General features: G+C 74.1%; 16 protein-coding genes and 1 pseudogene. 5 read left to right on the top strand and 12 right to left on the bottom strand.

Annotated elements, in window-relative coordinates:
- The 3 genes from IPO09_15525 to IPO09_15515 all read left to right on the top strand — a co-directional run bounded on the left by IPO09_15525 (position 1) and on the right by IPO09_15515 (position 2,662).
- Positions 1–1,035, top strand: coding sequence for a pyridoxal-phosphate dependent enzyme (locus tag IPO09_15525; protein ID MBK9518724.1), 1,035 nt, complete (start codon positions 1–3; stop codon positions 1,033–1,035).
- A gap of 43 nt (positions 1,036–1,078) precedes the next feature.
- Positions 1,079–1,468 carry an ACT domain-containing protein gene (locus IPO09_15520; protein ID MBK9518723.1) on the top strand — a complete coding sequence of 130 codons (390 nt, stop codon included), beginning with the start codon at positions 1,079–1,081 and terminating at the stop codon, positions 1,466–1,468.
- Positions 1,469–1,594: 126 nt separating this feature from the next.
- Positions 1,595–2,662 (top strand): patatin-like phospholipase family protein, encoded by a 1,068-nt coding sequence (locus IPO09_15515; GenBank protein MBK9518722.1) that lies wholly within the window; start codon positions 1,595–1,597, stop codon positions 2,660–2,662.
- A gap of 21 nt (positions 2,663–2,683) precedes the next feature.
- On the opposite strand, the gene IPO09_15510 is transcribed toward IPO09_15515, so the two are convergent.
- From IPO09_15510 to IPO09_15500, 3 genes and pseudogenes are all read right to left on the bottom strand, one after another.
- A complete protein-coding gene (locus IPO09_15510) occupies positions 2,684–3,538 on the bottom strand; it encodes a DMT family transporter (protein ID MBK9518721.1) in 855 nt (284 codons plus the stop codon).
- Between the two features lie 37 nt (positions 3,539–3,575).
- Positions 3,576–4,706 carry a homocitrate synthase gene (gene lysS, locus IPO09_15505; GenBank protein ID MBK9518720.1) on the bottom strand — a complete coding sequence of 377 codons (1,131 nt, stop codon included), beginning with the start codon at positions 4,704–4,706 and terminating at the stop codon, positions 3,576–3,578.
- 18 nt (positions 4,707–4,724) lie between these two features.
- Positions 4,725–9,377, bottom strand: a pseudogene (locus tag IPO09_15500) (AMP-binding protein).
- A 138-nt stretch (positions 9,378–9,515) separates the two neighbouring features.
- Here IPO09_15500 and IPO09_15495 point away from each other — a divergent pair.
- Complete coding sequence (locus IPO09_15495) at positions 9,516–10,787, top strand: mechanosensitive ion channel (GenBank protein MBK9518719.1); 1,272 nt, start codon at positions 9,516–9,518, stop codon at positions 10,785–10,787.
- A gap of 58 nt (positions 10,788–10,845) precedes the next feature.
- Here IPO09_15495 and IPO09_15490 read toward each other — a convergent pair whose 3' ends face one another.
- Positions 10,846–11,781, bottom strand: a complete 936-nt coding sequence (locus IPO09_15490) for an NADH:ubiquinone oxidoreductase (protein MBK9518718.1) — start codon at positions 11,779–11,781, stop codon at positions 10,846–10,848.
- Positions 11,775–12,566, bottom strand: a complete 792-nt coding sequence (locus tag IPO09_15485) for a hypothetical protein (protein ID MBK9518717.1) — start codon at positions 12,564–12,566, stop codon at positions 11,775–11,777. The genes IPO09_15490 and IPO09_15485 overlap by 7 nt, the downstream gene beginning before the upstream one ends.
- A gap of 104 nt (positions 12,567–12,670) precedes the next feature.
- On the opposite strand from IPO09_15485, the gene IPO09_15480 reads away from it, so the two are divergent.
- Positions 12,671–13,048, top strand: a complete 378-nt coding sequence (locus IPO09_15480; protein ID MBK9518716.1) for a hypothetical protein — start codon at positions 12,671–12,673, stop codon at positions 13,046–13,048.
- A 255-nt stretch (positions 13,049–13,303) separates the two neighbouring features.
- Here the strand turns inward: IPO09_15480 and IPO09_15475 are convergent, their stop codons facing one another.
- From IPO09_15475 to IPO09_15445, 7 genes are all read right to left on the bottom strand, one after another.
- Positions 13,304–14,026 carry a hypothetical protein gene (locus IPO09_15475; GenBank protein MBK9518715.1) on the bottom strand — a complete coding sequence of 241 codons (723 nt, stop codon included), beginning with the start codon at positions 14,024–14,026 and terminating at the stop codon, positions 13,304–13,306.
- Positions 14,027–14,226: 200 nt separating this feature from the next.
- Positions 14,227–15,513: a hypothetical protein gene (locus IPO09_15470; protein MBK9518714.1), complete on the bottom strand. Its 1,287-nt coding sequence runs from the start codon at positions 15,511–15,513 to the stop codon at positions 14,227–14,229.
- A 103-nt stretch (positions 15,514–15,616) separates the two neighbouring features.
- Positions 15,617–15,949, bottom strand: coding sequence for a hypothetical protein (locus tag IPO09_15465; protein ID MBK9518713.1), 333 nt, complete (start codon positions 15,947–15,949; stop codon positions 15,617–15,619).
- A gap of 236 nt (positions 15,950–16,185) precedes the next feature.
- The gene (locus IPO09_15460) at positions 16,186–18,021 is read right to left on the bottom strand and encodes a hypothetical protein (GenBank protein ID MBK9518712.1); all 1,836 of its coding nucleotides are present in this window, start codon (positions 18,019–18,021) and stop codon (positions 16,186–16,188) included.
- The gene (locus IPO09_15455; protein ID MBK9518711.1) at positions 18,018–18,461 is read right to left on the bottom strand and encodes a hypothetical protein; all 444 of its coding nucleotides are present in this window, start codon (positions 18,459–18,461) and stop codon (positions 18,018–18,020) included. Before IPO09_15455 ends, IPO09_15460 begins: the two co-directional genes overlap by 4 nt.
- A gap of 145 nt (positions 18,462–18,606) precedes the next feature.
- Entirely contained in the window at positions 18,607–19,977 is a 1,371-nt protein-coding gene (locus IPO09_15450; protein ID MBK9518710.1) for a sigma-54-dependent Fis family transcriptional regulator, read from the bottom strand.
- 146 nt (positions 19,978–20,123) lie between these two features.
- Positions 20,124–20,669 carry a hypothetical protein gene (locus IPO09_15445; GenBank protein MBK9518709.1) on the bottom strand — a complete coding sequence of 182 codons (546 nt, stop codon included), beginning with the start codon at positions 20,667–20,669 and terminating at the stop codon, positions 20,124–20,126.
- Between the last annotated feature and the right edge of the window lie 38 nt (positions 20,670–20,707).

Genomic DNA, 20,707 nt, shown 5'->3' with positions numbered 1-20,707 from the left:
GTGAGCCCCCCCCGCTCGCCCGCCGCGCCGCCCCGCGTCCCGCTGGCCAACCTGCCGACGCCGCTCTGGCCCTCGCCGCGCCTGGGCCGAGAGCTCGGCCTGGAGCTGCTCTGGAAGCGCGACGACCTGACCGGGCTCGAGCTCTCCGGCAACAAGGCCCGCAAGCTGGAGTTCCTGCTGGCCGAGGCCGAGGCAGCCGGGGCCGACACGCTGGTGACCTGCGGCGCCGTCCAGTCGAACCACGCCCGCGCCACGGCCTTCGCCGCCGCCGCGCGCGGGCTGCGCTGCGTCCTGCTCCTGCGGACCCCGGACCCGTCCCGCCCGCCGCCGCCGGAGGGGAACACCCTGCTCGACCGGCTGGCCGGCGCCGAGGTGCGCTGGCTGGGCCCGGACCAGTACCGCCGGCGCGACGAGGTGATGGCCGGGGTGGCGCGGGAGCTCACCCGGGCCGGGCGGCGCCCGTACCTCATCCCGGTGGGCGGGTCGAGCGCCCTGGGGTGCTGGGGGTACCTGCTGGCGGTGGCGGAGCTGAGGGCCCAGCTGCCGCCGGCCTGGGTGGGCCGGCCGATCACCCTGGTGGTGGCCTGCGGGTCGGGTGGCACGGCGGCAGGGCTGGCCCTGGGGCTGGCGGCCAGTGGCTGGCGCGAGGCCCGGGTGGTGGCCTTCGCGGTCTGCGACGACGCGGCCACCTTCCGGGGCGTCATCTCCGACCTGGGCCGCCAGGCGCTGGAGCGCTGGCCCGGCCTGGCGCCGGCGCCGCCCGGGGCGCTGGAGGTGGACGACCGGTTCATCGGACCGGGCTACGCCCAGACCACGCCGGAGGGGCTGGCGCTGCTCAGGCGGGTGGCCCGCACCGACGGCCTGCTGCTGGACCCGGTCTACACCGGCAAGGCCTTCCTGGGGCTGGTCGCCCGGGCCGCCGAGCTGGGCCCCCGGGTGATCTTCGTCCACACCGGCGGCGCCTTCGGGCTGCTGCCGCTCGGCGCCCGGCTGCTCGACGAAGGGGGTGGCCCCGCGCCCGCCGCGGGGCTATGAACGATCCGTTCACCAGCCGTCACCGCAGCCAGGAGGAGGACAGATGCCCAGGGTCAAGCAGCTCTCCGCGTGGGTCGAGGATCGTCCCGGCGTGCTCGGCCTGGTGGCCGCCGCCCTGGGCGATCGGGACGTCTCCATCCGGGCCTTCATGGCCTCCTCGCTCGACGGCAAGGGCTTCGTCCGGCTGGTGGTGGACAAGCCGGCCGCCGCCCAGAAGGTGCTCAAGGCGCTGGGGTGGTCGGTCACGGTGGACGAGGTGGTGGAGGTGACCACCGCCGACAAGCCGGGGGCGCTGGGCCAGGTGGCCGACAAGCTGGGGGCCCGCGGCATCAACATCCAGTACGCCTACGTCGGCCAGGCCGGAGCGCCCCGCAAGGTGAACTTCTACCTGGCGGTGGAAGACGTGAAGAAGGCGCTGGCCGCGCTCCGCTGAGCCGGCCCGGGGAGGGGCGGTGGCCGGTTCTCGTTTCGGGCTGGTCCTGACGGGCGGCGGCGCCCGCGCCGCCTACCAGGTGGGCGCCCTGCGGGCGCTGGCCGAGCTCTCGCCCGGCCCGGCGCCATGCCCTTCCCGGTGGTGGCCGGCATCTCGGCCGGCGCCATCAACGGCGTGGTCCTGGCCTGCGCCGCCCACGACTTCAAGGCCGGGGCCGAGGCGCTGCGCCAGACCTGGTCCACCCTGACGCCCGACCGGATCTTCCGGACCGGCGCGCTCAAGCTGGCCAGCATCGGCAGCCGCTGGATGCGCGACCTGGGCGGCGGCGGCTTCCTGGGCGGCAACAGCATCAACTACCTGCTCGACTCCTCGCCGCTCAGGCGCCTGCTGTCCGAGGCCCTGCCGCTGGCCCGCATGCGGCGCCACCTGAAGGCCGGGCGGCTGCGCGGGGTGGCGGTGTCGGCCACCAGCTACCTGAGCGGCGCCGGGGTGACCTGGTACGAGGCGGTCGACGAGGTGCGCCCCTGGACCCGCTCCAGCCGCCAGGGGCTGCGCGCCCGGCTCGGGGTGGACCACGTCATGGCGTCGGCCGCCATCCCCATCTTCTTCCCGCCGGTGCGGGTGGACGACGGCTTCTACGGCGACGGCTGCGTCCGCATGGTCTACCCGATGAGCCCGGCCATCCACCTCGGGGCCGAGCGCATCGTGGCCATCAGCGTGCGCCACCCCCGCGCCGCCCCGGCCAGCCCGGTGGTGCCGGAGGGGGACGAGCTGCCGCTCTCGCAGATCGCCGGCGTCCTGCTCAACGCCGTCTTCCTCGACTCGCTCGACACCGACCTCGAGCGGCTGGAGCGGGTCAACCGGACGCTCTCCTACATCCCCTCGGAGCGGGTGGCGGCCCGTGAGCTGGACCTGCGCCCCATCCCGGTGCTGGCGCTGCGCCCCTCCGAGGACCTGGGGCTGCTGGCCGCCGACGAGTACCACCGCTTCCCGGCCATGCTGCGCTACTTCCTCAAGGGCATCGGCGTGACCGAGCACTCGGGCTCGGACCTGCTCTCCTACCTGGCCTTCGAGCCGGTCTACGTGGCGCGGGCCATGGAGCTGGGCTACCGCGACACGCTGGCCCGCAGGGACGAGGTGGCCGCCTTCCTGCGAGACGAGCCGCGCGGGCGGCGGCTGGAGTCGTCGGGGTAGCCCGCGGGCCGGCCCGGCCGCTCAGCGCCGCGCCGGCCGCCCCACCAGCGCCGGCTGCACCGTCCGCCAGGTGGTGGCCGCCAGGATGACGGCGCCGCCCGCCACCGCCCAGGGGCCGGGCCGCTCGCCGGTAAAGAGCCAGGTCCAGACCGGGTTGAGGATGGGCTCCAGCAGGATGAGCAGCGCCGCCTCCACCGCCGGGGTCCCCTCCAGGCCGCGGGTGAAGCACAGGTAGGAGAGCCCCAGCTGGAAGACGCCCAGGAAGGCCACCAGCCCGAGGTCGAGCGGGGTGGCGGCCGGCCCCTGCGACCAGAGCGGCAGGGTCACCAGCGCCGCCAGGGCGTTGCCCAGCACCAGCGCGGCCGGGCCGCCCTGGCCGAGCCGGCGCAGCCCCATGATGGAGAAGGCGAAGGCCACCCCGGAGGCCAGCGCCACCAGGTTGCCCGTCACCTGGCCCGGCGTGAGCTGGTCCAGGAAGAACAGGCCGAGGCCCAGGCCGAAGACCGGCACCGACCAGAGCTCGGCGCGGCTGGGGTGCTCGCGCAGCAGCCAGGGGGAGAGCAGCAGCACCCACAGCGGCGCGGTGTCCTGGATGAAGATGGCGTTGGCCGCGGTGGTCAGCTTGGTGGCCAGGACGAACAGCACCACCGTGAAGAGGTAGGCCACCGCCACGCCGAAGGAGAGCCAGGTGGGGCGGCGCCGGGTGGCCGGCACCAGGGCGAAGAGCAGCAGCCCCGCCACCAGCGAGCGGCCGCCGGCCACCTGCCAGGCGCTCAGCCCGCAGGCCTTGATGGCGGCGCCCCCGGTGGACCAGAGGACCGCCGCGGCCAGCAGGAGCAGGCGGTGCTTCACGGCCGGGGCGGCCGGGCCGGGCAGGCCACCCGGGCGCGCCGCGCGGCCGCGGCGGCCAGGCTCACGCCGTCACCCAGTCGCGCAGCACCTTGTCGATCTGCTCCTCGGAGAGCTCGCCGGCGTCGGCCAGGGCCTTGATGCGCTGGGTGATGTCCTTCAGCTCCCGCTCGCCGAAGGTGATGCCCATCTCGCGGGCCCGGTAGGCGATGGCGGCCCGGCCGGTCAGGCGCGAGCCGAGGATCAGCTTGCGCGACAGGCCGAAGGCCTCCGGCGGGATGATCTCGTAGCTGCCCGGGTTGGCCATCATGGCCTTGAGGTGCATGCCGGCCTTGTGGCTGTAGGCGGTCTCGCCGGTGACGTAGTTGTTGAAGGGGATGTCCACGTTGGCGATGCGGGCCAGCAGCCGCTCCAGCTCGCGCAGCTGGCCCAGCCGGTACTTCTCGCCCACGCCCTGCGGGTCGAGCGAGAACATGCGGGCCACCATGCCGCCCAGCGGGGTGATCCCCACCCGCTCGCCCACCCCCAGCACCGACACGTCCACGTGGGTGGCGCCGGCGCCGATGGCCTCGAAGGCGTTGGCGATGGCGCAGCCGGTGTCGTTGTGGCCGTGGAAGCCGATGTCGCACTTGACGGAGCGGCGCACCTCGCGCACCAGCACGAAGACCTGGCGGGGCGTGCCGATGCCCACCGTGTCGGCCAGGCCGACCCGGTGCACCCCCAGCCGCTCGGCCGCCTGGTAGACGTTGATCAGGTCCTCGGTCTCGGAGCGGAACGAGTCCTCGGCGCTGAAGCGCACCTCCAGGCCGGCCTTGAGGGCGAACTCGATGGGCGGCCCCATGGCGTCGATGATCTGCTGGATCGACTTGCCGTGGGACGACTCGCGCAGGATGCGGCTGGTGGCGAAGAGCAGCCCCAGGCCGCGCACCCCGCAGTCCACCGCCGCCTTGACGTCGTCGAGGACGCAGCGGGTGTGGCTGATGACGCGCGCCCCCAGCCCCAGCTTGACGATGGAGGTGGCGTCCTTCTGCGACTGCGGGGAGGCCGCCGGGGAGGTGACCTCGATGTACTCCACGCCGAAGGTGTCGAGGGCGCGCGCCAGCTCGATCTTGTCCTCCGAGCGGAAGGAGGCCTTGGAGAACTGCTCACCCTCGCGGAGGGTGGTGTCGATGAGCTTCCAGGTTGGCTTGGCCATGGAGTTAGACGTGCCTCGCTACCACTTGAAGAGGTCCGCGGCGTCCAGGTCCCGCACCAGGCCGCCGGAGCCCGGGTCGGTGCGGAAGCCGAAGCGCTTGAGGTACTCGGGCTGGAAGTAGCCGGTCTCGACGGCCTTGACGCCGCGGGCCCGCATGCGCCGGAAGAACTCGCGCATCAGGCCGTCGGCCACGCCCTTGCCGCGCTGCTTGCGGCTGATGACCAGCTTCTCCATGTGGACCCGGTCGGCCCGCACCGGCTTGTAGAAGAGGCCGCCCAGCACCGCCTCCTTGGCGTCCAGGGTCAGCAGGAACTCGTGCTCGGTGGCGAAGGCCACCTGCAGGTTGGACTCGCCGAAGAGGTGGAGCAGCCGGGCCACCTCGCGCGGCGAGACCGGGCCGCGCACCGCGAAGCGGTGGCCCTCCTCGTCGGTCAGGGCCACCACCACCTCGGTGGTGACGTGGCCGCCGTGCGGCATGGAGATGAGCGCCACGTCCTCCCCGGGGGAGAGGTAGCGGTAGGTCATGTGGGCCAGCAGGAAGTCCTCCTCCTCGGTGGCGTGCACCCCGGAGCGGATGGCGGCCACCTGCTCGGCCAGGTCCAGGCCGCCGGCCGGCAGGACCCGCACCCGCTGCATGAGCCGGTCGAGGGCCGCCCCCAGCTCGGGGCGGGCGCCCAGCAGCACGGTCCGCCGGTAGAAGCGGATGCGGGTGTCCGGCCAGGCCTGCTCCAGCTCGGTGAGCCGGTAGGTGCCCCACAGCTCGCCGAGGTGCTTGACCTGGGCCTCCGGGGTGGCCTGCGGGTTGACCTCCAGCCAGCGCTTGAAGCGGCGCGCCGCGAAGAAGACCCGCTGCGGGGTGGGCCCCTCGACGCGCAGCCGGTCCAGGAAGGTGGAGACGGCGATGGCCCGCTTGCCGCTGGCGGCCTCCTCCAGCGCCGGCAGGGCCCGCTCCGGGCCGAGCCCCTCCACCACCGCCGAGAGGAGCATCTCGTCGGTCACCTTGCCGGCCAGCTCGGGCCGCACCTGCCCGACCTTCTCGAGGAAGGCGGTGTCGAACCGGTCCAGCAGGTCGTCGAGCGAGGTGCAGGGCGAGCGGTCGGCGATGGACACCAGCCGGGCGCCCGCGTGGTAGTCGTGGGACGGCACGATGAAGGCGGCCGGGGAGGGGTTGCGCAGGGCCAGCCGGCGGCCGGCCCGGTCCCAGAAGCGCACCAGGCACTCCAGGGCGGTCCAGCCCACGAAGGGCCAGAGCAGCTCGAGGCGGCGCCCCTCGCCCTGCCGCAGCAGGCGGGCCACCTGGCGCTCCACGTCGTCGCCGGGGATGAACTCCTCGGAGAAGATGCCCCACTCGCCGAAGTAGCCGCCGAACTGCTCCACCAGCGGCGGCGGCGCGCCGCAGGCCAGCAGCCAGTTGACCTCCTCGCGCAGCGCCGCGAAGGAGAGGTCCTCGGCCACGTTGATGGCCAGGTCGAAGACCTCGCGCGAGCGGGTGTGGATGGAGAGGCGGTAGACCGCCTTGCCGTGCTGCCGGCCCAGCAGGCTGACGCTGGCGCCGCCGGGCGGGATGTCGGCCAGCGAGAGCAGCACGCCGCGCCCCAGCAGGAACACCGAGGCCCGCACCAGGGTGGAGTCGGCCACCGCCTGCAGCAGCACCTTGCGGGCCGCCTCCGAGACGCTGGGCTCGAAGGCCAGGACGTCGCTCCAGCCGTACTCGTGGCCGCCCTGCGGGTCGATGGCGAGCCGCAGGTTGGGGCCGATCCAGTTGGAGAAGCCGCGGCGCAGGCGGTCGAACTCCTCGCCGGCGCGGGCCGCGATGGCGGCGTCCTCGTGCAGCGTGAGGCGGGCCAGCGGCACGCGCACCCGGGCGAAGTAGTTGGGGTGGGCGATGGCGGTGGCGGTGAGCAGCCGCATCACCCCGATGAGGGCGCGCCGGTCGGAGGGGTCGGCCAGCGGGCCGTTGGCGCGATCCGAGGCCAGGTGGGCCAGCAAGAGCTGCACCTGGGCGTCGGTCAGGCCGCGCTCGCCCAGGTCGGCCAGGTCCTCGTCGCGCAGGGCCACCGCGCCCATGCGGTCCAGGAAGAGGCGCAGCGTCTCCAGCGTCTTGTGCGGCTCCTCGTTGGGCAGCAGCACCCGGAAGGCGCGCCGCTTGACGTCCTCGTCGGGCGCGTCGGCGGCCCGGCGCAGCAGGGCGCGGCACAGCACCGCCTGCTCGGTGGCGGCGGCGGCCAGGCCGATGTGCAGGTGGCTGATGGCGCGGCGGGCCTCGGGCCGCTCGGCCCGCAGCAGCTCGCCGGCGGCGTGGATGGAGCGGAAGGTGACCTCGGGCCCCTCCACCAGCTCCAGCAGCTCGCCCAGCCGGTCCACCGACGGGGCGATCCAGAGCCGGGGGTCGATGCGCAGGTCGCCGCCGCCCTTGCGGCGCCGGCCCACCAGGGCCAGGAAGGCCTCGTCGCCCAGGAAGGCGCGCAGCGCCTCGTTGCCCAGCCAGAGCGAGGGGCGGGCCAGCAGCGCCCCCAGGTCGAGGACGGTGGAGTCGTTGGCGTAGGCCAGGTCGCCCAGCCGCATCGAGCCGGGCGCCGAGGGCTCCGGCCCCACCTGGATGGAGCGCTCGCCGGCGGTGAGCAGCCCGTGGCGCAGCGCCACCTCGTGCTGCAGCACGCCGATCTCGCGCAGCACCCAGTTCGGGATGCGCAGGAACATCCCGTCCATGGAGAGGGCCAGGTGCTTCTGCTCGTACATCTTCTCGATGAGGTCCTTCCAGACCTTCTCCACCACCTCGCGCTTGAAGCTGGCCTTGTGGGTCAGCTCGCCGTGCTCCAGATCGAGGGCCCGCGGCAGCACCTGGAAGGCCACCACCCGCTCGAAGGGGGCCAGGAAGCGGTTGGCGCTGGCCACCAGCGACGACAGCAGGTCGCGCAGCTGCTCGGGCTGCGCTCCTGAGCGACGGGTCCTTGTCGAAGTTGGGCCAGACCAGCAGCGTGTTGTAGTCGCGGTGGTCGCCCACCAGGAAGGCCTGGGCCACCGCCTCGAAGTCGCGGAAGAGGTTCTCCACCCGCTGCGGCGCGATGGTCTGCCCGGCCCGGTTCTTGTAGATCTCCTTCTTGCGCCCGACGATGCGGAAGTGGCCGTCCTCCAGGCTGACCAGGTCGCCGGTGTGGAACCAGCCGTCCGGGTCGTGGGAGCCGGCCTCCTCCGGCCCGGGGTCGAGGTAGCCCGGCGAGATGTAGACGCCGCGGATGAGCAGCTCGCCGTCGTCGGCGCGGCGGCACTCCACGCCCGGCAGCGGCGTGCCGATGGAGCCGTCCACGTAGCCGCCCGGCACCGTCATGGTGATGCCGCCGGTGGCCTCGGTCATGCCGTAGCCGGAGCAGAGCTCCACCCCGGCCCGGTGGAAGGTCTTGAAGATGGCGGGGTCCAGGTAGCCGGCCGCCGAGAGGCCGTAGCGCAGCCGGGTGCCGGTGATGACCCGCAGGTGGGCGGCCGTCTCGTCGGCGTCGTCGGAGGCCGCCTCCCAGACCGCGGCGTCCTGCAGCTCCATCCACTTCTTGGGGACCGAGATGAAGACCGACGGCTTGACCGAGCGGAAGTCCTCCAGCAGCGTGGCCTGGGCGGTGGAGCGGGCGAAGACGTAGGTGGCCCCCCACCACAGGGTGCCGGTCAGCTCCAGGTAGCGGCCGAACGTGTGGTAGAGCGGCAGGTAGCACAGGAAGGTGTCGCCTCGCCCACCTCGCGCAGCGCGAAGCCGCGGCACAGCCGCTTCGAGACGATGTTCTCGTGGGTGAAGACGATGGCCTTGGGCTTGCCGGTGGTGCCCGAGGTGTACATGGCGGTGGCCATGTCGGTGGCCTTGACCCGGGCGGCCCGGGCCTCGCGGGCGGCCTCGTCGAAGCCGGCCCCCTGGCCCACCACCTGGTCGAGCGAGAGCAGGCCGTTGCGCTCGGCGCAGCTCTTCGAGAAGCAGACCACCTCGCGCAGGTCGGGCAGGCCGGAGAGCGCCGGCAGCACCTTGGCCACCTGCTCCTCGTCGCTGCACAGGAGCACCCGCGCCCGCGAGTGCTTCAGCATGTAGACGATCTGCTCGGCCACCGCGTTGGCCGGCAGCGGGAAGTCGACGAAGCCGTTGGAGAGGCAGGCCAGGTCGCAGAGCGCCGCCTCCAGGCAGTTCTCCGAGAGGATGGCGACCCGCGCCTCCGGGTCGTCGCCCAGGATGGCCAGCAGGCCGCGGGCGATGGCGCGGGTGCGGCGCGCCACCTCCGACACCGTCAGCTCGGTGGCCTCGGCGCCCAGCACGCGGATGGCCACCGTCTTCGGGTCGGTCTCCTCGCGGGAGCGCAGCAGCTCGCCGAAGGTGTAGTCGGCCTCGCGGATGACCGGCAGGAGGTGCCGCAGCCAGGGCTCGACCTGGTCCTCCGGCAGCGCCTGGGTGAAGAGGCGGCGGCGCACCGTGTCGAGCAGGCCGCCCAGGGCCCGGCGGGCGGCCTCGCGGGCGCCCGGGTCGGTGAGGCGCGCCCGCAGGGCGGCCACCAGGGGGGCCACCAGGCCGAGGTCGCCGGGGGTCAGGCCACCGAAGGCCTCGCGGGTGTCCTCCACCAGCACCGGCGCCGGGGTGCCCGGGCCGGTCCAGCGCGCCGCCAGCCGGGGGTAGGGCGACTCCGCTTTCACCTGGAACATGCTGGGATCCTCGCCGCCGCCGGGACGTCTGCGGGTCCTTGGTATAGCAGGGCACTGGCGGCCCCGGATGGGTCGCTGCAGGGGGGCGACCCTCCGCCTAGTCTAGCGGGCCTTTTCGCCCCCGAGGACACCGCCGCCATGGCCCACCTGCTGCCGAGCACCGCCGCCCTGCTGGTCCGCCTGCTGGCCGCCGCGCCAGCCGAGGCCGCCCCGGCGCTGCCGCGCTCCACGCTGGAGCTCCTCCCGCTGCGCGGCCTGGTCCACTCGGTGGCGGCCACGGCCCTGCTGGCGCTCCTCCTCTGGGGCCTGGTGGGCCTGCGGCGGATGGCCGCCCGCGGGCTGGCGCACCTGGCCCACCGGCGCGCCGAGGGGCTCACGCAGCGCGGGTTCGACTTCGGCCCCCTCATCCGCGCCGTGGTGCGGACCGTGGTGCTGGGCGGGTTCTGGGTGCTGGTGGTGGGGCTGGTCGACGCCTGGCTGGCCTTCGTGCTGGGGCGCTTCGAGGCCACCGCCCCATGGGCCGAGGCGCTCAACGGCCGGGTCCTCGAGGTGCTGGCCGGCGCCGGGCTGGAGGTGGTGCGGGCCATCCCCGGGCTGGTGGCGGTCTTCGTCATCGTGCTGCTGGCGCGCGGCACCACCAGCTTCCTGGAGGGGGTCTTCGGGCGGGCCGAGGCCGGCGCCCTGACCGTGCCCGGGCTGCACCCCGAGACCCTCAAGGCCACCCGCCGCCTGGCCACCGCGCTGGTCTGGGTGGTGGCGCTGGCCGCCTCCTACCCGTACCTGCCCGGCACCAGCTCGGAGGGCTTCAAGGGGCTCTCGCTGGTGCTGGGCGTGATGATCTCGCTGGGGTCCACCGGCCTGGTGTCGCAGGCCATGAGCGGGCTGGTGGTGGTCTACTCCCGCTCGCTGGCCGTGGGCGACTACGTGCACATGGGCGAGACCGAGGGGGTGGTGAGCGAGGTGGGGCTGCTCTCCACCAAGGTGGTCACGCTGCGCGGCGAGGAGGTGACGGTCCCCAACAGCGTGGTGGTGGGCGGGCCGGTGCGCAACTTCACCCGCCTGACCCGCGGCCAGGGCGCCCAGGTCTCCACCACGGTGAGCATCGGGTACGACGCCCCCTGGCGCACGGTGGAGGCGCTGCTGCTGGCGGCCGCGGCCCAGACCGCCGGCCTGCGCGCCGACGTGAAGCCCTTCGTGCTGCAGCGCGAGCTGCAGGACTTCTACGTGGTCTACGAGCTGGTGGCCCGGCTGGAGGTGCCGCTGGACCGGCCGCAGGTGCTGTCCAGGCTGCACGCCAGCATCCAGGACGGCTTCAACGCGGCCGGGATCCAGATCATGTCCCCGCACTTCATGGTGCAGCCGGCCCACCCGGTGCTGGGGGCCTCGCCGCCCAGGCCGGCGGCGGGCTGAGAGGACTGGCCGCCGCCGGCGCCCGGGCGCGGCGCCAGGCGGGAGGTCAGGCGGGAGGTCAGGCGGCGCCGTCCGGACCCGGCGCGCGGGGCGGCGGGGGAGCCGACCCGAAGCCGGGATCGCAGCCGACGGCGCGGCACAGCCGCTCCGCGGCGTCGGTGCGGGACGTGATGGTGGCCCGGGGGAAGGTCGGGGGGCTGCCTGCCCCGCCCTGGCGCGCGGCCGCCCGGCCGGCCCGCTGCGCCGGGAGGTCGATGCCGAGGAGGTCGAGGATCCCGTTGATGATGGTGAGGGGGTGCGGAGGGCACCCCGGGACGTAGAGCGCCGGCACCTCCCGGCCCAGGAACTCGCGCGAGAGGACGCTCGACCCGGCGTAGGGTCCGCCGGAGATGGCGCAGGCGCCGACCGCGATGACGAAGCGCGGCGTGGGCAAGGCGTCCCAGGCGAGGTCGAGCGCCTGGCGCATGTTGGCGGTGAGCGGGCCGGTCAGGACCAGGCCGTCGGCGTGCCGGGGCGAGGCCACGAACTCGATGCCGTGGCGGCCCAGGTCGAAGTTGACGTTGCCGAGCGCGTTGAGCTCGAGCTCGCAGCCGTTGCAGCCGCCGGAGGAGACCGAGCGGAGCCTGAGCGACCGGCCGAAGGCCTCGGCGAGGGCCCGGGACACCGCGACGGCGGGTGGGGCGGCGGCGCCCTCGACCACCACCAGCCCGCCCGGGGAGTCCGAGGCCATCCGGTGCTCCGGCGTGAACTCGATCCTGGCCGGCGGGCAGGCCGGGGCGCAGTCGCCGCACAGGAGGCAGCGCCCCAGGTCCAGCCGGAGCGGCGCCAGCGCCAGGGCGTCGGCGGGGCAGGCCTCCAGGCAGGCCCGGCAGGCCTCCGGGCACGGCTCGCCGGACAGCACGGGCAGGCCCCGGAAGCCCCTGGGGGTGGCCGCGCGGAGGTCCGGCACGTACTGCCGCCCCTGCGAGATCCGCACCTGGATGGCGTTCAGCATGGGGTCAGCTCCCGCTCAGAGGTCGTTGCCGCAGTAGGAGAGGTCGAAGCTCTTGTTGCAGACCGGGAAGTCGGAGATGTCGTTCCGCCGCACCGCCAGCGCCAGGCCGAGCCAGTTGCGCAGCGACGGGTCCTGCACCTTGTAGTGGCGCAGGCGTCCCTCCCCGTCGGTCTCCAGGGCGTGGACCACCTCGCCGCGCCAGCCCTCGCGCAGCCCGATGGCCAGGGTCCGCGGCGCCAGCGGCCCCACGGGCGCGGACCAGCGCGCCAGCCCGGGCCGGGAGTCCAGCGCCGCCAGGAGCCAGCGGGTGGACTCCTCGATCTCGCGCATGCGCAGCGCCGCCCGCGCCAGGCAGTCGCCGCCGGCCTCGACCACCGGGGTGACGGGCAGGGCGCGGTACAGGCGCCCGGGCGGCGCGCCCGCAGGTCCAGGTCGACCCCGCTGGCCCGGGCGGCCTGGCCCACCAGCCCGATCTCCAGCGCCTGCTCGCGGGTCACGGTGCCCACCCCCTCGAGCCGGTGGCGCACGCTGGCCGACGACCGCAGCCGCTGGTCGACGAGGCGTATGTCGCGCGCCAGCAGGGCCAGGTTGGCGCGGGTGGCCTCCTCGTGCGCGCCGGCCAGGGGGGCCCGGATGGAGGCGGGCCGGACCCAGCCGCGGCCGAAGCGGCTGCCGCACACCAGCATGCTGGTGTTGATGACGGTGGTGCGCAGGCGCCCGTACGAGGCCGCCCCCTGCAGGAACGCGATGTCGTTGGCCATGCCGGAGAGCCCGGCCAGGTGCATGCCGATGCGCTCCAGCTCCAGCCCGATGCCGCGGTGGACGTCCAGGGCCGGCGCCGCTGGCCTGGCCGGCCAGCGGCCTCCACCGCCTCCGCGTAGGCCCAGGCGTGCGCCACGCTGGCGTCGCCGGCGATGGTCTCCACCAGGGGCGCGAGCAGGCGGGGGTCGCGGCGGAGCAGGAGCCGCTCGGCGCCGCGGTGCTGGTAGCCCAGGTGGATCTCCAGGTGGTGCACCGTCTCGCCGAGGCAGGTGAAGCGGAAGTGCCCGGGCTCGATGACGCCGGCGTGGATGAGGCCCACGTCGACCTCGTGGACCTCCTTGCCCTCGACGCGATAGAACGGATAGGAGTTCATCGCCGCCTGGTCCTTGCCCTGGTAGCGGATCGGGCGAAGCCACGGGTGGCCAGCGACGCGGACCCCGAGCTGCTCGTGCAGCTCCCGCTCGAAGCAGTGCAGCGCCGGGATCTCCGGGTCAGCTCGTGGTAGCCGCCGGCCGGGTGAACGGAGGTGCGCAGCAGCGAGAAGCCGCCCTCGCCCAGGAGGACCGCGGTGAGCAGGACCCGGTCGCCGTCGCGGCGTCCGTACAGCGAGGGCGGCGCGCGCCGGCGCGAACCCGGGCCATGAGCTGGGTGCGCCAGGCGCCAGGATCCAGGCGTTGCAGGGCGCGCACGTCTTCGCGGTGCAAGGGGTGCGAGAGCGCGGCGTCCCCGGCCGAGCTCGCGGGCGGTTCCGCAGCCGTGCTCATGGGCCCTCCAGCAGCGTGGCCACACTCGCCATCAGCTCGCTGAGCTGCGGCGGGATGTAGATGCCCAGGACCAGCAGCGCCATCAGGAAGATCAGCTTGTGCATGCCCGAGAGCGCGCTCTGCTTGGGCCAGGTGCGCTCTTGCTTGGGCTCGCCCCAGATCATCGGGAAGATCGTCCGCCCGGTGGCCACGAACGTCATGGTGATGAGCATGCAGAACGCGGCGAACACGAACATCTGGCCGCTGGTCACCAGCGCCGACAGGATCAAGAGCTCGCCCAGGAAGCTGCCAAAGGGAGGAAAGCCGAGCAGGCCAAACGTCCCCACCATCAAGAACAGGCCGCTGTAGGGCAGGTCCTTGATGAGGCCAGCGATGGCCTTGGTGTCCTTGGTCCCGTAGTGCTGCTCGATCTTGCCGGCGGTGAGAAACAAGATCGCCTTGATGAAGGCGTTGCTGAGCACGTAGAGCAAGAGCCCAAAGCCGGCCGGCTTGCCAAGGCCAAGGCCGATCGCGATGACCCCGGCGTGGTTGATCGAGGCGTAGGCCAGCAGGCGCTTGAAGTTGCGGGTGGCGACGATGCTGACGGTGGACACCGCCACCGAGGACAGGCCGATGGTGAGCAGCTCGCCGGTGATGAGCGCGCCCGAGCCGGCGCGGAAGACCTGCACCACGTGGAACAGAAACACCAGGGCGCAGTTGAACTGCACCGCGCCGAGCATCGCGGTGACCTCGGACGGCGCCCGTCATAGGCCTCGGGCAGCCAGCTATACATGGGCGCGAGGCCGAGCTTGGTGCCGATGCCCAGCAGCATGAGCGCCAGGCCGAGCTGGCGCCACGGGTTGGCCGGGCCGGCGAGCGCCGCCGGGAGCTTGTCGAGAAACAGCGTGGCCTCGTGCCCGTCGAGCTCCATGCTGCGGGCTCACCAGGCCCAGGAGCGCCAGCGCCAGGCCCACGGAGGAGAACAGCACGCTAGCGCCAGGACGCCCGCCGCGAGGGGAACTCCTTGGTGGCGTCCTTGCCGCCGTCCGACGCTGGCGCCTCCGGCCGGAACGATGATCAGCGGCACCGCCGACAGGGTGGCGCCCTCCAGCCGGATCCAGGCCAGCAGGTGGTTGCCGAGGATCGCCAGGTTGCACGCCGCCAGAAACACCAGCGACAGCGCGGCGAAGCCGCGCATGACGGCGGCGCGCTCGGGGGCCTTGGGGCGGCGGACCATCAGGTAGGCGAGATGCCCAGGAAGATGAGGTTGACCACCAGCAGGCAACAGCCTGGCCGTGGCGTCCGCCGCGCAGGTAGCCGCGGCGAGCACCGCGCAGCTCCGCGGCGGGCGGCCCCCCGGGGGCCCCCCCCCGGGTCCGGGCCGAGGTGGTGATGAGCAGCGCCGGCGAGGGCGACGTCGAGCGGGCGGCGAGCGCCAGCAGGGCCCGCAGGCGAGCCAAGCTTCGAGCCGACGCGCGGCCCGAAGTCCGGGATCCAGCAGGCCCCCGCAAAGAGCGCCAGGCGTGAGCCCAGGAGGGCGAGGCGGGCCCTCCACGGCGCTGACCTTGCCGGAGGTCAGCGGGGCGGGCACCGCCGCGGGCCGGCGGAACAGCCAGACGGCGAGCACGAGGATCACGGTCTGCGCGAGGAAGCCCCCAGCCGTGGCAGGGTCCGCCAGCAGGAGCACCGCGGCGGCATCGGCGGCGCCGGCTGGGGATCTGGCGGCTGGGGTCGCGGCGGCCAGCTCGAACAACGCGATGGCGTTCTCGATGCGCAGGACGCCCACCATCTGGGAGAACGGGCCGGTCTGGGTGGCCAGGAGCAGCAGCCCGAGCAGCAGCCGCCGGTGGCCACCGCGACGAGGGTCTGCGCGTCCGACTCCAGCGGCGGGTCCACCGGCACCAGCATCTCCGCGAACCGGAACGACACCAGCACCAGCGGCGATGGCCATCGTCCACGACATCAGGTTGGGCGGCAGCACGTCGCCGCTCGGCAGCGCCTTGTGCGCGCGCATCACCGCGTACAGCGCCAGCGGGGCGCCCAGGCTGCGGACCACCAGCAGGTCGAACAGCAGCGGGACGGCGGCGGCCGACGGGGTCCAGCCGCGCTGAGCCATCCAGGCCATGATGAGCCCCTGGGCCGGAGCGCGAGCAAGTTCAGGCGCCACGAGGCCGCCAGGAACAGGGGGACCAGCAACATGCCAGCAGGTGATGAGCAGCGGGCTCATCGGCCGCCGCCCTGCGCCCAGGCCGTGGCCAGGAGCGCCAGCGCGCGCCGCCACCCGCCGGCCACCAGGTACTGCGGGATGGTCCGCAGCTTGAGCCGCGCGATCAGCGACTCTGACAGCCCGAGCGCCGCGGCCAGGGCCAGGCACAGGCCGAGGTGGACCGCCGCGGCCAGGCAGGCCAGGCGTGCGAGGCGCAGCGGGTCGCCAGCACCGACAGAGCCCGACGTACCCAGCTTGATGGCCGAGGCCCACTGGAGGCCGCCAGCTCCGGCCCGCTGTGGTCGAGGATCATGACCTCGTGGATCATGGTGAGCTCGAGGTGGGTCGTCGGGTCGTCGATCGGGACGCGCGCGGCCTCGACCTGCACCAGGATCACCAGCGCCACCAGCGCCCCGGCCCACACCACCAGCGCGGCGCCGCCCGCGACCTGCGGCACCAGCAGCAGGGCCAGCTCCCGCTCGCCGGATGCCAGGCTCGCCGGCCGCCAGGAACAGCGCGGGCTCGAGGATGGCGGAGAAGGTCGCCTCGCGCGAGGCGCCCATGCCCTCGAAGGCGCTGCCGGTGTCGAGCGCGGCCAGCATGAGGAAGATCCGGCCCAGGCCCCACAGGTAGGCGAAGGCCAGACAAAGTCGAAGCGGAAGGACGCAGCGCCGGCCAACCGGCCAAGCGGGATCAGGCAGGCCGAGCCACCAGGGTGGTGGCCAGCACCACCAGCGGGCCGGCGGCGAAGAGGATGGTGGTGGTGCGGCCGTAGACGGGGCGCTTGCGGAGGAGCCGCCGCAGGTCGAGGGCGCTCTGCAGCAGGCGCGGTCCCTTCCGGCCCGCCCACAGGGACCTGGTACGCGGTGGGTGCCGAGGTGCCCTGCGCCCTGCGGGAACGGCTCGGAGGGGAGCCGCTCGCGGCGCAGGTGGCGGAGCACGGTGTCGAAGAGGCCGGCGAACTGCGCCGAGAACGACGTCCCGGTGTACTGCATCCGGGGGGTGGTCCCGACGTAGCCGCAGCCCCAGGTCGCCGCGCGTGGCGCCGCCGCGCCGCGCAGCAGCCAGCGGCGGAGCAAGGCCAGCGCGGCCAGCACCAGGAGGAGCACGAGCCCGAGCCTGGCGACCGGGCCGAGGAGGCGGGCCGCCTCGAGGGCCGCCGTCGGCGAGGCCCCCCCGGGCTGGCCGAGGAAGAGGCGGACCGGCGCGCGTCATGGTCAGCGCCCAGCGCCGCCCACGAAGGCCAGCACGCGGCCGCGCTGGTGAACAGCACCGCGCTCGACGCCGGGCGGCGCGCCCCGGCCGAGGAGCCCCGCGTAGATGAGGAACTCGCCGACGAACCCGTTGAGCGGGGGCAGCGCGGAGATGGCCAGCCCGCCCAGCAGGAAGAAGCCCGCCGTCCACGGCAGCCGCCGCGCCAGCCCGCCGAGCCGCTCCAGGTCGACGGTGTGGGTCGAGCGATAGATGGCGCCGGCCGCGTAGAAGAGCAGGCACTTGAAGACCGCGTGGTTGAGCAGGTGCAGGAGGCCGCCGGTGAAGCCGAGCACCACCAGGGCCGGCTCGTGCCAGGCCAGCCCAGGTGCCCACGCCAAAGCCCATCCCGGCGATGCCGACGTTCTCCGTGGAGGAGTAGCCGAGGAGCCGCTTCAGGTCGCGCTGGGTGGTCGTAGAGGACGCCCGCCAGCGCGGAGCGCGCCGAAAGCAGCACGACCACCCCATCCACTCCTCGGGGGTGCCGAGGAGCAGGGTGAAGCGCAGGAGGCCGAAGATGCCGGCCTTGTGGATGACGCCGGACATCAGCGCGGAGACGTGGGCGGGCGCCGCGGAGTGGGCGCGGGGCAGCCAGGTGTGGAACGGGAAGAACGCCGACTTGAGGGCGAAGGAGGGACCAGCAGGACGAAGGTGACGCCCCGCAAGGGGCCGGGCGCCGCGGAGGAACGCGCCGAAGGCCTGGAAGTCCATCGAGGCGGTCTGGCTGTGCATGACCATGAAGGCGGCCAGCAGGAAGAAGAGCCCGATGTGCGTGGAGACCAGGTAGTTGAAGCCGGCGAAGCGGATGCGCTGGTTGCGGTAGTCCCAGACCACCAGCAGCCAGGCCGCCACGGCCGCGATCTCCCACCCGAGCAGGAAGACGAAGGCGCTCTCCAGCGTGTAGATCATGACGAAGGAGATCGAGGTGACGTTGAGCAGCGCGAACTGGACGCCGGCGTTCCTGGTCTGGAAGGAGGGCTTCAGGTACCCGAGCGCGTAGACCGTGCCGAGCAGGGTCATGGGCAGCGACCAGGCCAGGAAGAAGGCGCCGAGCGGGTCGAGGTGCACCGCGATGGCGTCGATGGGATAGGACCAGGGCACGGTGGCGCGGACCTCGCCACCGCCCAGCAGCACCGGCAGGACCCCCGCCAGCACCAGCCCGCTCGCCAGCGCCTGGGTGAGGATGGCGGCCCAGCCGCGGTGCAGGTTGTCCCGCAGGCCGAGGGCCAGGACCGCCCCCACCAGCAGGACCGCGGCGCCGGCCAGGACCAGGCTCATCGGCCGGACCTCGGCCCACCGTCTGCGGTCCCGGCCAGGCCGAGCACGACGTCCACCGAGCGGCTCAGCGCCTCCGGGAGGAGCGGACAGCGCAGCACGCCGACGCCCTTCCTGGCCCAGGCCGGCGGCTCCTCGGCCTGCCGGTAGCGGATGACCAGCACCGGGATGCCCGGGCGCAGCCGATCCCGCGAGGCCAGCAGGCGCCCCACGTCGGCGACGGAGACCCCGGGGGAGGCGATCAGCAAGGCGACGGGCCTGGCCCGCAGGTCCTCCTCGGCCGAGGCGAGGGTGGCGCCGTAGCCCAGCTGGTAGTCCTGGCGCGCCGCCAGCTCCCGGAACAGGCCGTCCGGGTCGGCGCCCCCTGGCGCGACGACCAGCAGCGCAGGCGCGGCGGCGGGCGCGGCCGGCGGCGCCGCTGCAGGTCGGTCTCTCTGCGTCACGCTCCTCCGCAGAAGCACGAAGCGGGCCAGCGGCGCCTTCCCCCCTGGAAGCGAGGCCCGGCGTGGTGGGGAGGTCGTCGAGCGGGCGGCCCCGCGGCGCCGGGCCGGGGATCCATGCCGAATCGGCACCCGGCCGCGCCGAGGCCTATCGCCGGTACTGGCCCAGCTTGGTGTAGAGCGTGCGCAGGCCGATCCCGAGCACGCTGGCCGCGGCGCGCTTGTCGGGGTGGCGGCGCAGGGTGGCGAGGATGAGGTCGCGCTCCGCGGCCGCCAGGGTGCAGCCCACCCGGAGCGCCAGCTGGCCGCCGCCCGCGGCGCCGGAGCCCGCCACGCCGACGGCGCCAGGCCCCAGCTCGGCGAAGCCGTCGAGGCCGATGGTGTCGCCCGTGGCCAGGATGGCCGCGCTCTCCACGGCGTTCTTCAGCTCGCGCACGTTGCCGGGCCAGTCGTGGTCCATGATGGCCCTGAGCGCCTGCGGGGTGATCCCGCGGATCTTCTGGTCGTTGCGACGGTTGAAGTCCGCGATGAAGGAGTCGATCAGGGCCGGCACGTCCTCCTTGCGCTCGCGCAGCGGGGGGATGACCAGGGTGACCACCTTGAGGCGGTAGTAGAGGTCGTCGCGGAACCTCCCGGCCCGGATGGCGTCGTCGATGTTCCGGTTGGTGGCCGCCAGCACGCTCAGGTCCACCTTCACCTTGCCGGTGCCGCCGACCCGCCGGAACTCGTTCCGCTCCAGGACCCGGAGGAGCTTGGCCTGCGTGGCCGGGTCCATCTCGGCGATCGTCGAGGAAGAGCGTGCCCCGTCGGCCAGCTCGAAGAGCCCCTTCTTCCGGTCGTCGGCCCCGGTGAAGGCGCCCCGCTCGTGGCCGAACAGCTCGTTCTCGAGGAGCTCGCGCCCCAGGGTGGCGCAGTTGAGCGGCACGAAGAGCTGCTGCCGGCGCGGGCCACGGGCGTGCAGGGCGCGGGCGATGAGCTCCTTCCCGGTCCCGCTCTCCCCCAGGATGAGGACGTTGGTCTTGTACCGGGAGATCTTGTCGATGGTGGAGAGCACCCGGCGGATGGCCGCGGAGCCGCCGATCAGCCCCGTGAACGAGGTGACGGGGGCCAGCGGCGCCGGTCCGGGGGGCTCCACCTGCTCCAGCAGGCGCCTGAGGCGCGCCAGCAGGGTCTCGGCGTCGAAGGGCGGCGCGAGGTAGTCCGCCGCCCCTTGCTGCATGGCGTCCACGGCCTCCTGCACGGTGCCCGAGGCCCCCAGCACGACCACCGGCACCGCCGGGTGCTGGTGGCCGGCCCGGGCCACCAGGGTGGTGATGGCGACCGGGCTGAAGGAGCGGGGGATGAGGGCCGCGGCCAGCGTCTCGCGGTCCAGCACGGCCAGCGCCTCCTCCTCGGAGGAGGCCAGCAGCGTGGTGAACCCCGCCGCCGCCAGGTGGCGCGCCACCGAGGAGCTGCCGCCCCCGGCGGGCCTGACCACCAGGCAGGTGCGGCCGACTCCCCAGCTCGTGCTCTTGGGCACCGGCGCCCTCCGGGTGGAGCAGGGAGTCTAGTGCCGATCTGGCATGGGGGCCACCCGCCGGAGCGCCAGTCCATGCTGAAACGGCAGGCCACGCTGAAACGGCACCCGCCCGCCCGCCGGGCCGGGGCCGCGCCGCCGGCCCGGGGCTAGAGCAGCTCGAGCGGGTCGTACTTCACCCGCACCTCCAGCACCACGTTGACCGCGAAGCCCACCGGCCGGGCGTTGGCCTGGCCGCGCATCACCAGCGCCAGCCGCCCGCTCCCCTCCAGCGCCTCGCGCAGCACCGCGCCCGCCTCGGGGGAGGGCGTCACCTCGAGGCTCAGCCCGGTCAGGATGGGCACGTCGTCGAAGCGGCCCAGCACCACGTCGTGGCTGCCGTCCTCCGGGGCGCCGTCCGGCCGGAGCGCCAGCGTGCCCGAGCCGCGGGTGGCGGCGTTGCCGCCGTCCACCGAGACGATGACGGCCCGGGCGGCGCGGATGGTGACCCCCTTCAGGCAGCGCCGGTTGATCCAGGCGTCGCCGCTGGCGGACAGGTCCACGGTCTCGAGGCCCGCCACGCCGTGGGCGGCCTCGTCCACCTGGACCCGCCGGTCGACCGGGAAGTGGGTCGAGGTGCTGCAGCCCGCGAGGGCGATGGCGCCGGCCAGCGCCGCGGCGAGGGTCGGGAGAGCCCGGACGCTCCGAAAGGACATGTCGACCTCGGTGGGTGGGTGGCAGCACCAAGACCTCC

This window comes from Anaeromyxobacter sp. (assembly GCA_016718565.1).
Lineage (GTDB): Bacteria > Myxococcota > Myxococcia > Myxococcales > Anaeromyxobacteraceae > JADKCZ01.
This window is presented reverse-complemented; position numbering and strand designations above follow the sequence as displayed.

What these genes read in the sequence shown, in the direction of transcription:
- IPO09_15515 (MBK9518722.1), top strand. Translation starts at nt 1,595, where the DNA reads ATGCCCTTCCCGGTGGTGGCCGGCATCTCGGCCGGCGCCATCAACGGC.
- IPO09_15495 (MBK9518719.1), top strand. Translation starts at nt 9,516, where the DNA reads ATGGCCCACCTGCTGCCGAGCACCGCCGCCCTGCTGGTCCGCCTGCTG.
- IPO09_15445 (MBK9518709.1), bottom strand. Translation starts at nt 20,669, where the DNA reads ATGTCCTTTCGGAGCGTCCGGGCTCTCCCGACCCTCGCCGCGGCGCTG.
- IPO09_15485 (MBK9518717.1), bottom strand. Translation starts at nt 12,566, where the DNA reads ATGCACCTGGCCGGGCTCTCCGGCATGGCCAACGACATCGCGTTCCTG.
- IPO09_15475 (MBK9518715.1), bottom strand. Translation starts at nt 14,026, where the DNA reads ATGCTCGGCGCGGTGCAGTTCAACTGCGCCCTGGTGTTTCTGTTCCAC.
- IPO09_15460 (MBK9518712.1), bottom strand. Translation starts at nt 18,021, where the DNA reads ATGAGCCTGGTCCTGGCCGGCGCCGCGGTCCTGCTGGTGGGGGCGGTC.
- IPO09_15470 (MBK9518714.1), bottom strand. Translation starts at nt 15,513, where the DNA reads ATGAGCCCGCTGCTCATCACCTGCTGGCATGTTGCTGGTCCCCCTGTT.
- lysS (MBK9518720.1), bottom strand. Translation starts at nt 4,706, where the DNA reads ATGGCCAAGCCAACCTGGAAGCTCATCGACACCACCCTCCGCGAGGGT.
- IPO09_15520 (MBK9518723.1), top strand. Translation starts at nt 1,079, where the DNA reads ATGCCCAGGGTCAAGCAGCTCTCCGCGTGGGTCGAGGATCGTCCCGGC.
- IPO09_15490 (MBK9518718.1), bottom strand. Translation starts at nt 11,781, where the DNA reads ATGCTGAACGCCATCCAGGTGCGGATCTCGCAGGGGCGGCAGTACGTG.